The sequence below is a fragment of the Actinophytocola sp. genome (genome assembly GCF_009379765.1).
GTDB lineage: Bacteria > Actinomycetota > Actinomycetes > Mycobacteriales > Pseudonocardiaceae > Actinophytocola.
The window spans coordinates 61,032-73,517 of the sequence record NZ_WHTD01000019.1 but is presented as its reverse complement, the minus strand read 5'-3'; the positions used below and the strand labels follow the sequence as shown (position 1 = coordinate 73,517).

Here is a 12,486-nt window from a genome sequence, read left to right as displayed (position 1 = left end):
GGGCATGGTGGCGTGGATGTGGTCACGCAACGCGGCGGGTGGGGTGTAGCGGCGCCGCCCCACGTCCAGCACCCGGCCGGTCGCGGGTTCGGTCAGGATCCGTCGCCAGGTCGCGTCGGTCTGGTAGGCGAGGTCGACGGCTTGTTGGGCGGCGATGTCGCCGTAGCCGACCAGGTGCCCGGGGGTGTTGTCCACCCCCAACGCGGCCCGGGCCGGCAACGTGACCTGCACGATGATCTTCGCGTGTTCGAAGTCCTTACCCGCCAGCAGGTCGAGGGCGACATCGGAGCGGAGTTGGTCCATCGTCCGCCCATCAGCGCCGCCGGTGTCCCGGAGCTGATAGGCGATCGCATCAACCCGCCCGGCAGCGACCTGAACCCGCGCCGCCGACCCATGCACGGTCAACACGGAACAGCCGTCCTCGGTCGGATAGTTGTCGACCCGCCGCTGCGCCACCCGCTTCTCGTGCAAAGCCTGCAGGGCGTCGGCGTTCACCCGAGCCACGATCCGCCGCAGTGCGCGGCTGAGCATGACGGCCGGCATCTCCTCGACCTGGTCAAGGATCTCCGCTTCCACGGTCGCGGTGTCCTCAAGTGACAATGTCAGGGTGGCGTCGGCGATCTTCGAGGCTCGGTACGGGTCGAGGCGGCCGGCTTTGATCGCCGCCAACGTCCGCGGCAACCGAGTCGCCAGCGTCACCGCGAACTCCAGACGTTGCTGCGCGGCGCGGAGGGAGATCCGAAACAACGCGGCGACCTCCAAAGCATCGAACTCGCCACCACTGGCCGCCGCGAACAGGGCGAGTTGTTCCAGTGAGTGTCCCTCGTTTTGCCAGGCCGCTCGCGTGAACCCGCGTGCCGTCGCCAACGGCACCGCCTCCGGGGAAGCGTCCTCGGGTAGATCGACAATCGGCTCGCACATATGTTCAGTCTACCGAAGACCGTGCGCAATTTCCGTTGTACGGCAAGGGTTTCACCCCATCGGGTCGGCGCGCACGCACCGTATCCGCGGACTGGACGGGAAGCGACCCGCACCGCCCAACCCCGGCACAGCGCGATCAGCGGGCCCGTCTCGCGAAGCGCTCGGCGGCGGCGCACACCTCATCCGCCCCGGATGAAACCATCAGTCCCGGCTCTCAGCCCTCAGCTCGTCGCCGTGCACGATGACAGCCCAGATCACGAGCACGTCGAGGGCGATCACGATCAGCGACCACGCCGGGTACGCCGACATGAACGCGAGCTGCGCGATGGCGTTCAGCACCGCGAGCACCACCGCGAGCACCCGCGCCCACGTCGCCCCGATCAGCAGCGCGAAACCGGCGATCACGGCCGCCGCCCCGACGATGAGGTGGATCCAGCCCCACTGGGTGAGGTCGAACACCAGCAGCCCTTGCGAGGTCGCCGTGAAGTATGTGTCCTCGAACAGGGCGACGAGACCGTAGATGGCGTTGAACGTGCCGACCAGGACCATCATCACGGCGGCGAACCAGATCCAGCCCACCCATGCGGTGGGCCTGGCACGCCTCGTGCCGCGGGCGTAGCCGGGGCCCTCGCGCGGGTTCCGGCGGCCGCGCCCACACCTGCCTGTGCGTCACTCATCGTTCGACTCCCGTCAGTGGGATCGGCATGGAGGTCGCCACCGTGTCCCGTTGCCATCACGGGCTCATCGCCCGCAGGTGATGAGATGCGGGCGCGTAGCTGTACGCGTCTCACCCGGAAAGGGGGGAGGCGGTCGGGCGCCGTTGACCCGACGGTGACGGTGCCGGAGTCCCGAGTCGACGGGAGAAGCACGATGACGACGCTCACGGTCTGGAAGTTCGACAGTCCCACGGCGGCCGATGAGACCGTCAACACCTTGGAGGTGCTGGCCAAACAGGAGCTCATCAAGATCCACGACGCGGCGACCGTGTCGTGGGCGCCCGGTGCGAAGAAGCCGAAGACGCGGCGGCTCAACAACCTGACGGCGGGCGGCGCGATGGGCGGCATGTTCTGGGGGATGCTGTTCGGCCTGATCTTCTTCGTCCCGTTCCTGGGCGCCGCCATCGGCGCTGCCACGGGGGCGCTGGCCGGATCGCTGAGCGACGTCGGGATCGACGACAAGTTCATCAAGTCGGTCCGCGACCAGGTCACGCCAGGGACGTCGGCGCTGTTCCTCATGTCCAGCGACGCGGTCGTGGACAAGGTGAAGGCGGCGCTGGCCGAGGCCGGGCACACGCCGAGGCTGATGCAGTCGACCCTGTCGAACGAGCAGGAGGCCGAGCTGCGGGACATGATGTCGACCAACTAGACCAGCAGCGCACCGGCGTCGAAGGGGCCATGACATGGGCGGACGTGGAGGTCAAGCGCGAGGAGGCCGCCCAGCGACTCGCCGCGCCGGCCGCCGCGCTCGCCGACGGGAACAAGGTCGAGCTCGCGCTGGGGGCCAGCACGGTGAAGGTGCACGTCCCGGACGAGACCCGCTGCGAGATCGAGCTAGCGATCGACGGCGACGAGCTCGAGGTGGAACTGAAGTGGCCCACCGGAAAGCCGGCCGCGGACACCACGCCGGCCACGAGCACGACCACCCCGGCCCGCCGGTCGGGTACGACGAGCGGCCGGCGGGCACGCGGCCCCAAGCGGTGACCGGCCTGCCGGCGAGCCGGGCATGTTGACCTCCAGCGCGGTCGAGGTCCCACACTCCTGCTCCATGCACGCATTCGACATCGACGCGTTCCTGCGCCGGCCGCTCACCGCACGGGTCGCGACCAACGGGCCCACCGTGCGCCCCACGTGGTTCCTCTGGGAGGACCGCGCCTTCTGGATCCGCACCGGCCCCTGGGCCAAGCTCGGCGACCGCGTGCGCGCGGACCCCGCCCTCGCGGTCGTCGTCGACGAATGCGACCTCGGCACCGGCGCCGTCCGCCAGGTCACCGCCCGCGGCTCCGCCGAGACCCTGCCCTTCGACACCGCGCGCGGCCACCGCAAGCTCGCCCGCTACCTCGGCTCCGACGAGGACCGCCGGGACCCACGCTTCCGCCGCTACCTGCGGGAGGACCCGGCCGTCACCGGCGCGATGTGGATACGCCTGCGCCCCGACTCGCTCACCGCGAAGGACCTGAGCTACGCGGTCGGGTAGGTCTCGCCGTCCGTTGGCTCGCGGCGGGGTTGCGGAGATGCTCGACCACGCGCGCGTCCGCCTGCTCCAAGCCGCCGCCGGCCTGCCGGCGCCCATGCTGTCGGCCTACCCGGCGATAAAGGACCTGGCCGGCCCGCGCGCCGACACCGAGCGGGGCCGGGCGTTCGGCTGGGTGGGACGCGTCGCCGTCCACCCGTCGGAGGCCGAGACCCGCTGGGCCCGGGAGGTGCTGGCGGCCGGTACGTGTCTCGACGCTCGCCGACGGCGAGATGGTCGACCCGGCGATGCTGGGCCGAGCCCGCGTGATCCTCGCCCGCACCCCCGTCACGCCCGAAGAGCCCTGAACCACTCAGGTCCAACGCAAGGTTCGGTGGATCTCGTCCGGGCGTTCGCGGGCCGCGCGCAGCGTGAGCTCGGTGGCCTCCGGGGTGCCGGCGCGGACCAGGCGGGCCCGCGGCACGCGCTGCCGGACGGCGTCGGCGAACGCCGACGCCGCGTCCTTGCCGGCGCCGATCGGACGGGGGACGCGCCACACCCGGTCCCCGGTCGTCAGCATCCAGCGTGGTGTCCCGAGTGGACCCAACAGCTCCTCGAACGCGTCCGCCCACACCACCGCCGCGTCGTCGTCCACGTTGTGGATCACGGTCGAGACCCCGCCGGCCGCGGCCGTCCCGGTGATCTCGGCTCCACGCAGGTCGGGGTGACCGGCGGCGGCCAGCCCCTCGGCCACCGCCTCGCCGAGCGCCAGCAGGGTCGCCTCCTCCGACCGTGCCCGGCCGCGCGTCGCCAGCGTCAGCAGGCCCACCACACCGACGACGAGCCCGGCGGCCCCGACCACGACCGGCAGCCCGACGGTTGCGGCGATCGCCGCCGCCACCCCGCCGGTGAGCGCCACGCCGAGGCCGGTGCGCCGCCACCCGCGGCGCCGGGTACGCACCTGCCGGCGCGTGCGGCGGGAGACGACCCGGACCTCGCTGGTGGCGATCCCCTCGGCGGCCACCTGGTCCCACGCGCGCACCGTGCCGGCGTGATCGGACATCACCGCCGCGCTCGCGTCGTTGATCGCGCCGTGCTGCTCCGCGGGCGGGGGCGCCGGCTCTGCCGCCCGCGGGTGCACCTTGGGCGCGCCGGTCACCACGGTGCCGTCCCGGTTCGGCCCCCACCACCGGGCGTGCCGGCGCCGGAACCGGCTCCAGTCGCCGTGCGCGGTGGGATGGGCGATCACCACGTCCCACAACGAGGCGACCTTGTCCGGCGCGTGCGGGTCGATCCGCAGCGCCCGCCCGCGGAGCTGGGTCATCGCGGTCGTGCTGGCGACCTCGGACAGGTCGACCAACACGTTGAGCGCCGGGTAGTTCCATCCCTCGCCGACGAGACCGCGGGTCGCGACGAGGGTGTGTGCCGAACCGTCCTCGAGCGCGGCTCGGGCGGCGCGGAGCCAGTGCGCCGACTCCCACGCTGCTCCGCGGCCGACGAGCTCCACGGCGGCCGGGATGTCGCAGCCGCGGGTGGTGGCCCAGCGTCCGTCCTCGGTGGACACGTTGATGGCGCTCACGATGCGCTCGGCACCGAGCGCGTCGCACCACGCCCCGCTGCCCGTCACGCAGACGACTCCCCGCCGTGCCACCTGGCCGAAGTCGCACACCGCGGCCAGCACCCTCGCCGCGGTACCGGCGTCCTCGCCCAGCACCGCCCTGGCCGCGGCGGGAGGGCTCGTGGCGCGATCGCGTTCGACCACGACGAGCGCTCGCAGCCGGTCCCCGCGCGTCGCCGCCTCCTGGCAGAGGATCTCACCGGCGGCCCTGCCCTTGGCCGTCGATCTCGAACACACGATGTCCGCGGCCGAGCGGTTCCACCGGACGCCCGTCGTGGTGATCGAGACACCGTGCCGCCGGACGATCAGGCTCGCGTCCTCGCGGGTCTCCTGCGGGATCGTCGCGTCGGGAGCGTGCAGCCACGCGTCCAGCAGCAGGAGCCGGTCGTCGAGGGTGAGCGGGGCGTCGACGGCCGCCGCCTCGGGCGGGTCGAACCCCTGGGGCAGCGCCATTCCCCGGGCGGTCCACCACCGGGCGAGCGCGGCGGTGGCGAGCGGGTCGATGTCCCAGAACCGGTCCCACCCGGCCGCGGTGACCCGCTCCTCGGCGGGTCGCTCGCGGCTGTCCTCCGCGGCGGTCGCGATCCGCGCGACCGCCCAGTCGATGAACGGCTCGCTCAGCAGCACGGTGTCGAGGCGTTCGGCGAAGGACGTGGACCACGTGTCCAGGAACCGCGACTCGGCGGGCTCCAGCTCCGCGACGCGCAGACCGTCGCGCCACGGTGCGATCCCGCCTTCGGCCACCATGGCGGCCAGGTGCAGCTCGGCGTCCACGGGGCCGAGCAGGCCGGTGTAGTTCAGCTCCTCCTGTGCGGAGTCGGGGTCGGGCAACGTCGCGGTCAGCCCTATCACGGCCACCGGGCGCAGCTCGGAAAGCCGCTCCACCACCGTGTTCACCACGAGCGCCCACCAGTCGAGCAGGTGATGGCACTCGTCGAGCACGAGACAGGTGATGTCCATCGCCGCGATGCGGTCGATGAGCGCGCTGGTCCCCGCCCCGAGCAGCTGGGTCGGGTCGAGACCGACGTCCTCCCCGGTGCGGAGCGAGCTGCGCAACGCCCGGACGTGCCGGGTGAGCTCGGTCTTCGCACGCTTGGGATCGTCCCGCTCCACCGCCGCGATCCGCCGTTGCGCCGCGTCCGCACCGACCTGGGCCGCGACATCGGCCGACCACAACCTCCTCGCGGCGTCGCGCAGCTCGCTCTCCGCCCGGCCCGGATTGCCCAGCAGCTGGTAGGTGACCGAGTACAGCCGCGCCGGCCGGTCCAGCGTCGTGCTGGCGAACGTGTCCGGATCCCCACCGAACAAGGAGATCGCGGTGCGCCACTGGTTGCGGATCGCCGTCGTCGGCGAGAGCACCAGGGTGCGCCCGCCGTGCCGGCGGGCGAGCTCGAGGCCGACGAGCGTCTTGCCCGCACCCGGCGGGGCACACAGGTGCCACCGCCGGTCGGTCACGTGGGAGCACCGCTCCAGCAGGTGCCGCTGGGACTTCCGCCAGGAGAACGTCGGCGCGAGGTCGGCCCAGCCGGCCACGACCGCCTGACCGGAGGCCGGCCCGCTGCTTGCGTGGTCATGGCCCAACCCAGCCTCCGTCCCCTGCCCGACCGCGAACTCGCCCGATCCTGCCACGGTGTCCACCACGCAAGATCTCCGGCGCGGTCGGCGAAGGTGCCGGTGGGGCGGCCAGGGTCGGGTACCAGGACCGGCACGGCTGCCGTCGACCCGCTCAGCCGGTGACCGAGCCCACCGTCACCTTCCACTCGCGCAGATGACGGTCCTTCGTGACGTCTGCCTGCGTGTACGGGTCGCCCGCGACGAGTGCCTCGACGTCCTCCTCGGCGTCGGCCTGGTAGAGGATGGTCCCGCCGGTCTGGTCGCCGTAGGGGCCGGCCGCGACGAGCGAGCCGGCGGCCTTGAGCGTCTTCAGGTACGCGACGTGGTCGTCCCGGCGCTCCGCACGCAGGCCGGTGTCGTTGTAGCCGTAGGTCAGCAGGAACAGTGCCATCGGTTCTCCTTTGATCAGTTCGGCAGTCCGTACACCCGCCGGGCGGTGCCGGCGAAGACGGCGGTCTGGTCCGATGTGGACAGGTGGGCCAGCGCGTCCCGCCACGCCGTCACGAGCTCCGGCATCCCGGTCCAGAGCTTCTCGACCGGGAAGTTGGTGCCGAACATGGCGCGGTCCGGCCCGAACCAGCCGAGCGTCTCGGTGGCGACGAACGAGATGAGCTCGGGATCCAGGCGGCGTACGAACGTGCCTTGGCCGGTCAGCTTGACCACGACGTTCGGCAGCGCGGCCAGCCGCGCCATGCCGGCCCGCCAGTCGCGCACCTCCGGCTCGTCGCGGCTGGTCAGCATGCCGGCGTGCACGAGCACGAAGGTGATGTTCGGGAAGGCCGCGACGAGCTCGGCGGCGTCGGCCATCTGGCCGGCGAACACCTGCAGCTCGAACAGCCAGCCGAGGTCCTCGAGCGCGCCGAGGTTCTTGCGGAACACCGGATCCTTCATGCGGTCCGGTGCGGACGCGAAGCGGAACTCCTCCCGTTCGTGCCAGTGGAGCTGGAGCCTGGTGCCACGCACGATGGGCAGGGCGGCCTGCCACTTCATGACGTCCACGGCGTCGGCGGCGAACAGGTCCGCGGAGCCGATCACCGCGGTCGGCCAGCCCGACTCCTGGTGGACCTCGCTGAGCCAGCGGACCTCCGCCAGCACCTGGTCCAGCGGCCAGTTCGCCTGCACGTACACCGACTGCGTGATCCCGCCGGCCCGCGCGTCGGCGAGGTACTCGTCGATGAGGTAGTCCCGCTTGATCGGCTCGTACGGGCCGAAGATCCGCGGGACCATGGGACCGGACAGCCACGGCATGTCCCTGGTCCGCCAGACGTGGTGGTGCGAGTCCACTATGTCGATGACCGTGCTGTCCATGCGGGTGTTCCTCTCAGCAGCTGGTCGCGTGCGGTCACGAGATCGCGGACGCCCGCGAGCGCGTCCACGTGGCCGACGACGGCCGCCATGCCGCGGGTGACGGGCCGGTAGGCCGGGTCGCAGGCGAGCGGGGACCACCAGACGAGCCGGTGCCCCAGCAGCGACAGCCGCCGCACCGCCTTCGCCAAGGGAACGCAGTCGCCCCGTTCGAGGCCGTCGGACAGCACGAGCACCAACGCGCCGCGGGCCATCCTGAGGTGCCTTGTGTTGCCGAGGAAATCCTGAAGGGACGGTCCGATCCGGGTGCCGCCGTCGGCGTCCCGGACCACCTCGGCCAGACCGGACAGCGCGGCGTCGACCTCCCGCGTGCGCAGCGTCGGGGTGACGTGGGTCAGCGTGGTGCCGAACGTGAAGACCTCCGCGCGGTCGCAGGCACCCACGACCGCGTGCGCGAACCGCAGGTAGTCGGGACTGTGCCGGCTCATCGAGCCGGACACGTCGATGAGCACCAGGACGGGCCGCTGCCGCTGGGGAGGCCGCCGCCAGCGCAGGGTGATGATCTCCCCGCCGGTCCGCCAGGCGTCCCGGTGTACCTTCCGCACGTCCAGCCGGTCGCCGCGCCGGGCGGCCCGGCGGCGCCGGGAGCGGATCGTCGGCACCGCCGCCGGCAGGGCTTTGCGCAGCCCGGACAGCACCCGACGCTCGGCGTCGGTCGCCGCGGCGAAGGACGCTCGACGGTCCACAGTGGACCAACTGGCGTCGCGGCCGGCGCCCTCCTGGACGACCTGGTCCGGCGGCTCCCCGTCGCCGGTGTCGGGAGCCGGCTGCTCATCGCCCAGGGTGTCCACTTCGGACGGAACCGGCCGGGCGGATCCGTCGCCGAACCAGTGCGCGAACACCGGGTCGAAGATCTCGGCGTCCCGCACCGAGGTCGTCAGCGTCGAGCGCGCGATCCAGTACAGGTGGCGGACATCCCGCGGCGGCACCAGGGTCATCGCGCGCAGGAGGTCGCGTTGTTTGGGGACCGGCACTCCCAGCCCCCGCTCGCGCAGCTCCCGCAGGAACCCACGCACGTGGTCGACGGCACGCGCCATGTCAGCCGATCAGCTCCTCGATGTGGCGGTGCACCAGCGCCATGTCCTCCTCGTCCTTGACCAGCAGCCCGAGCGCCCTGCGCAGCGCGACCGGCCACGGGTCGCCGGTGTCGGCGAGCGCCACGGCACCGCGTGCCCACTCCACCGACTCGGCGATGCCCGGCCGCTTGAGCAGTTGGAGCTCGCGGGTGCCGGACACCGCGCGCACGAGCACCGCCGCGGCCTCCTCCTCGATGCCGGGGACGTGCGCGCGCACGATCGCGCGCTCGCGTTCGGCGTCGGGGAACGGGATCCAGTGGTAGAGGCACCGGCGTTTGAGCGCGTCGTGCAGCTCGCGGGTGCGGTTCGAGGTCAGCACGACGACGGGTGGCACGGCCGCGGTGACCGTGCCGAGCTCGGGGATGGTGATCTGGAAGTCGCCGAGGAACTCCAGCAGGAACGCCTCGAACTCGCTGTCCGCGCGGTCGACCTCGTCGACGAGCAGCACCGCGCCTTCCTCGCACCGCAGGCTCCTCAGCAGCGGCCGCTGGAGGAGGAACTCCTCGCCGTAGACATCGCCGACCGCCACACTGCCGACCTCGGCATTGCGCGCCTCGGCGGCGCGCAGCGCCAGCAGCTGCTTCGGGTAGTCCCATTCGTACAGTGCCTGCCCGGCGTCGAGACCTTCGTAGCACTGCAGGCGAACCAGCTCGCGGTCCAGCACTCTGGCGAGCACGGCCGCGATCTCGGTCTTGCCGACCCCCGGCTCGCCCTCCAGCAGCAGCGGGCGGCCGAGGGTGAGCGCGAGGTAGACGGCGGTGAGCAGACCCTCGTCGGCGAAGTACCGCTCGGCGCGCATCCGCCCCGCCAGCTCGGTTTCGTTCACGAGTCGGCACGCAGGGCGTCGATGCCCCGCAGCACGCGCTCCGGGGTGAACGGCATCTGTTCCATCCGGACGCCGCACGCGTCGAAAATCGCGTTCGCGATGGCCGGGATGGGCGCGTTCGCGGTCATCTCGCCGATGCCCTTGGCGCCGTAGGGTCCGTTGGCCGCCGGGCGTTCCAGCAGCACGCTGTGCTGTTCGGGGATGTCTCCCGCGGCGGGCATGAGGTACTCGGTGAAGTCCCTCGGCCCGTGGTCGCGGACCGGGTAGTACGGCTCCGTCGCCTCGAACAGCGCGTGCGACATGCCCATCCACGCGCCGCCCTCGACCTGCTGGGTGGCCATCGCCGGGTGCAGCGCGCGGCCGATCTCGTACACGCTGTACATCCGCACCACCTCGACGACCCCGGTCTCGTCGTCGACCTCGACCTCGGCGACCGTGCACGCGTGCGCCTGGCAGGAGTCGGGATCCATCTCGCCGGTCTCCGGCACCACCTCGCTCTTCTCCTTCATGAAGATGCCGCGGCCGGAGATGGTGCGGCCGTGCTTGAAGTCGCCGCCAGGGCGAGGTCGGTGATGTGGATCTTCTTGAGCTCCGAGCCCTTGAGCTTCACGAACCCCGAGCCGTCGGTCTCCAGATCCGCCGCGTCGACCTCGAGCTCCTCGGCCGCGACGTCCAGCATCACGGCTCGCGCCTCGGCGGCCGCCATGATCACCGCGTTGCCGACCCGGTGCGTGCCGCGGCTCGCGAACGTGCCCATGCAGTGCGGTCCGGTGTCGGTGTCCGCGGTGTCGACGAGGATGTTCTCGAACGGCAGGCCCAGCGTCTCGGCGGCGCATTGGGCGACGACCGTCTTGAGGCCCTGCCCGAGGTCCACGGAGGACAGTGAGATCACGAACGTGCCGGTGGTGGTGGCATGGATCAACGCCTGCGACGGGTCGCCGCCGAGGTTCATCCCGGTCGGGTAGTTCACCGCCGCGTAGCCGCGCCCGGGAAGCTTCGCCATCACCGGCCTCCGTCCTGCGCCGGGGACACGGGGGACATCGAGGACATCGACCGGTAGGACTCCGGTAGCTCGTGCCCCACCAGCTCGGCCGCCTTCTGGATGACCTCGACGAGCGCGGTGCCTTCGGCGACCTTGCGGTGCGCCTTCATGTCGCCGTCCCGGTAGGCGTTGCGCAGCCGCAGCCGCAACGGGTCCATGTTCAGCGCCCTGGCCAGCCGGTCCATCTGGGACTCCAGGGCGAAGTCGGCGATGGTCACGCCGAAGCCGCGCATCGCGCTCGAGGGGGTCCTGTTGGTGAACACGCAGTGGCAGTCGACCCACACGTTGGGAATCGTGTAGGGGCCGGGGAAGTGGGCCGCCGCCTTCGTCGTGCCGTAGGGGGTGTGCCGGGAGTACGCGCCCGCGTCGATGTAGGCGGTGACCTGGCGGGCCACGATCGTGCCGTCGTCGAGCACGCCGTCCTTGATGTAGATGCGTTCCGCGGCACGCGGTGAGGACACCTGCATCTCCTCGTGCCGGCCGTAGACGAACTTGACCGGCCGGTGCGTGACCATCGCGGCCACACACGCGACCGGTTCGACCACGACGTCGACCTTGCCGCCGAAGCCGCCGCCGACCGTGCCGCCCACGATGCGCAGCTTGTTGAACTCGGTCTCGAGGATCAGCGCGGTGTTGTCGAGGGTGAAGAAGCACGCCTGGGTGTCGGAGTGGATGCGCAGCCGGCCGTCCGGCTGGGGAACCACCACGCACCCGGTGGTCTCCACCGGGGCCTGCTCGATCGGCGAGGACTGGTAGCACCACTCGAAGACGTGGTCCGCCGCGGCGAACCCCGCCGCCACGTCGCCGAACCGGACCCGGCGGCAGTGGTGTCCCTCGTAGGTGAAGTAGTTCCTGCCGTGGTACTCGTTGACCACCGGGGCATCCTCGGCCAGCGCCTCCTCCACGTCGAACACCGGGGTCAGGTCCTCGTACTCGACCCTGATCGCGGCGGCACCCGCGTACGCCGCCGCCTCGGTCTCGGCCACCACGGCGCAGATCGGCTCGCCGAGGTAGCGGACCTTGCCCTCGGCCAGGATCGGCTCGTCGTCCGGGGTGACCCCGATCAGCTTGAGCGGGGTGTAGAGGTTGTTCGGGATGTCCTTGTGGGTCAGTACCTTCACCACGCCGGGCACGGCCAGCGCACCGGTCACGTCGACCGACCGGAGCCACGCGCTGTGTCGAGCCGAGCGGTGCATCTTCAGGTGCAGCAGGCCGGTCGGGCGCACGTCCTCGAAGAACTCGGTCCGGCCGGTCACGTGGCCGCGCGCGTCGGCCCGGCTCACCACCGAGCCGATCACGGTGAAGTCACCCGTGCGTTCGCCGGCGAAGTAGGTGCCGTCGATCGGGCTGCGCCGGTAGGACATCAGGCGGTCCTCCCCGCGTTCCGACGCTCGGCCGCGTCGAGGATGGCCGCCACGATGGGCTCGTAACCCGTGCAGCGGCAGACGTTGCCGGAGATCGCCTCGACGACCTCCGCCCGGGTCGGGGCCGGTTTCTCGGCGAGCAGCGCCTCGGCCGTCATGATCATCCCCGCGGTGCAGAAGCCGCACTGGGTGGCGAAGTCCTCGAGGAAGGCGCTCTGCACCTCGTCCAGCTCACCGTCGACCGCGACCCCCTCCAGCGTGCGCACCGACGAGCCGTCGACCGTCTCGACCGGAACCAGGCAGGACGGGACGGCCCGGTCGTCCACCAGCACCGTGCAGGACCCGCACGCGCCCTGGGCACAGCCGCGCTTCGCGGCGGTGAGACCGAGCGCGTCCCGCAGCGCGGTCAGCAGCGACGTGCCCGGCTGGGCGATGAACTCGTGCGGCCGGTCGTTGACGGCCAGGGACACGATCCGGGAAGCCATGTTCGA

At 71.8% G+C, this 12,486-nt stretch carries 14 protein-coding genes; 3 read left to right on the top strand and 11 right to left on the bottom strand.

Features of this window, described 5'->3' with window-relative positions; genetic code table 11:
- On the bottom strand, positions 1–921 hold a 921-nt coding region (locus GEV28_RS08510; protein WP_291410398.1), incomplete at its 3' end, for a DUF222 domain-containing protein.
- A gap of 201 nt (positions 922–1,122) precedes the next feature.
- Entirely contained in the window at positions 1,123–1,500 is a 378-nt protein-coding gene (locus GEV28_RS08505) for a hypothetical protein (RefSeq protein WP_291410396.1), read from the bottom strand.
- Between the two features lie 291 nt (positions 1,501–1,791).
- On the opposite strand from GEV28_RS08505, the gene GEV28_RS08500 reads away from it, so the two are divergent.
- The 3 genes from GEV28_RS08500 to GEV28_RS08490 all read left to right on the top strand — a co-directional run bounded on the left by GEV28_RS08500 (position 1,792) and on the right by GEV28_RS08490 (position 3,114).
- Complete coding sequence (locus GEV28_RS08500) at positions 1,792–2,286, top strand: DUF1269 domain-containing protein (RefSeq protein WP_291410394.1); 495 nt, start codon at positions 1,792–1,794, stop codon at positions 2,284–2,286.
- 29 nt (positions 2,287–2,315) lie between these two features.
- Positions 2,316–2,621, top strand: coding sequence for an amphi-Trp domain-containing protein (locus GEV28_RS08495; RefSeq protein WP_291410392.1), 306 nt, complete (start codon positions 2,316–2,318; stop codon positions 2,619–2,621).
- A 64-nt stretch (positions 2,622–2,685) separates the two neighbouring features.
- Positions 2,686–3,114 (top strand): pyridoxamine 5'-phosphate oxidase family protein, encoded by a 429-nt coding sequence (locus GEV28_RS08490; RefSeq protein WP_291410390.1) that lies wholly within the window; start codon positions 2,686–2,688, stop codon positions 3,112–3,114.
- A gap of 349 nt (positions 3,115–3,463) precedes the next feature.
- On the opposite strand, the gene GEV28_RS08485 is transcribed toward GEV28_RS08490, so the two are convergent.
- The 9 genes from GEV28_RS08485 to GEV28_RS08445 all read right to left on the bottom strand — a co-directional run bounded on the left by GEV28_RS08485 (position 3,464) and on the right by GEV28_RS08445 (position 12,480).
- The gene (locus GEV28_RS08485) at positions 3,464–6,289 is read right to left on the bottom strand and encodes a DEAD/DEAH box helicase family protein (protein ID WP_291410388.1); all 2,826 of its coding nucleotides are present in this window, start codon (positions 6,287–6,289) and stop codon (positions 3,464–3,466) included.
- 145 nt (positions 6,290–6,434) lie between these two features.
- The gene (locus tag GEV28_RS08480; protein WP_291410387.1) at positions 6,435–6,713 is read right to left on the bottom strand and encodes a YciI family protein; all 279 of its coding nucleotides are present in this window, start codon (positions 6,711–6,713) and stop codon (positions 6,435–6,437) included.
- A gap of 14 nt (positions 6,714–6,727) precedes the next feature.
- A complete protein-coding gene (locus GEV28_RS08475; RefSeq protein WP_291410385.1) occupies positions 6,728–7,630 on the bottom strand; it encodes an amidohydrolase in 903 nt (300 codons plus the stop codon).
- Positions 7,606–8,724: a VWA domain-containing protein gene (locus GEV28_RS08470; protein ID WP_291410383.1), complete on the bottom strand. Its 1,119-nt coding sequence runs from the start codon at positions 8,722–8,724 to the stop codon at positions 7,606–7,608. Before GEV28_RS08470 ends, GEV28_RS08475 begins: the two co-directional genes overlap by 25 nt.
- Position 8,725: 1 nt before the next feature.
- Positions 8,726–9,589, bottom strand: a complete 864-nt coding sequence (locus GEV28_RS08465; RefSeq protein WP_291410381.1) for a MoxR family ATPase — start codon at positions 9,587–9,589, stop codon at positions 8,726–8,728.
- On the bottom strand, positions 9,586–10,098 hold the full coding sequence (locus GEV28_RS08460) for a molybdopterin cofactor-binding domain-containing protein (RefSeq protein WP_291410378.1): 513 nt from the start codon (positions 10,096–10,098) through the stop codon (positions 9,586–9,588). Before GEV28_RS08460 ends, GEV28_RS08465 begins: the two co-directional genes overlap by 4 nt.
- Positions 10,095–10,592, bottom strand: a complete 498-nt coding sequence (locus GEV28_RS08455) for a molybdopterin cofactor-binding domain-containing protein (protein ID WP_291410376.1) — start codon at positions 10,590–10,592, stop codon at positions 10,095–10,097. Before GEV28_RS08455 ends, GEV28_RS08460 begins: the two co-directional genes overlap by 4 nt.
- Complete coding sequence (locus GEV28_RS08450) at positions 10,592–11,995, bottom strand: molybdopterin cofactor-binding domain-containing protein (protein WP_291410374.1); 1,404 nt, start codon at positions 11,993–11,995, stop codon at positions 10,592–10,594. Before GEV28_RS08450 ends, GEV28_RS08455 begins: the two co-directional genes overlap by 1 nt.
- Positions 11,995–12,480: a (2Fe-2S)-binding protein gene (locus GEV28_RS08445; RefSeq protein WP_291410372.1), complete on the bottom strand. Its 486-nt coding sequence runs from the start codon at positions 12,478–12,480 to the stop codon at positions 11,995–11,997. Before GEV28_RS08445 ends, GEV28_RS08450 begins: the two co-directional genes overlap by 1 nt.
- Between the last annotated feature and the right edge of the window lie 6 nt (positions 12,481–12,486).

What these genes read in the sequence shown, in the direction of transcription:
- GEV28_RS08480 (WP_291410387.1), bottom strand. Translation starts at nt 6,713, where the DNA reads ATGGCACTGTTCCTGCTGACCTACGGCTACAACGACACCGGCCTGCGT.
- GEV28_RS08495 (WP_291410392.1), top strand. Translation starts at nt 2,316, where the DNA reads ATGACATGGGCGGACGTGGAGGTCAAGCGCGAGGAGGCCGCCCAGCGA.
- GEV28_RS08470 (WP_291410383.1), bottom strand. Translation starts at nt 8,724, where the DNA reads ATGGCGCGTGCCGTCGACCACGTGCGTGGGTTCCTGCGGGAGCTGCGC.
- GEV28_RS08460 (WP_291410378.1), bottom strand. Translation starts at nt 10,098, where the DNA reads ATGAAGGAGAAGAGCGAGGTGGTGCCGGAGACCGGCGAGATGGATCCC.
- GEV28_RS08500 (WP_291410394.1), top strand. Translation starts at nt 1,792, where the DNA reads ATGACGACGCTCACGGTCTGGAAGTTCGACAGTCCCACGGCGGCCGAT.
- GEV28_RS08445 (WP_291410372.1), bottom strand. Translation starts at nt 12,480, where the DNA reads ATGGCTTCCCGGATCGTGTCCCTGGCCGTCAACGACCGGCCGCACGAG.
- GEV28_RS08475 (WP_291410385.1), bottom strand. Translation starts at nt 7,630, where the DNA reads ATGGACAGCACGGTCATCGACATAGTGGACTCGCACCACCACGTCTGG.
- GEV28_RS08490 (WP_291410390.1), top strand. Translation starts at nt 2,686, where the DNA reads ATGCACGCATTCGACATCGACGCGTTCCTGCGCCGGCCGCTCACCGCA.
- GEV28_RS08455 (WP_291410376.1), bottom strand. Translation starts at nt 10,592, where the DNA reads ATGGCGAAGCTTCCCGGGCGCGGCTACGCGGCGGTGAACTACCCGACC.
- GEV28_RS08450 (WP_291410374.1), bottom strand. Translation starts at nt 11,995, where the DNA reads ATGTCCTACCGGCGCAGCCCGATCGACGGCACCTACTTCGCCGGCGAA.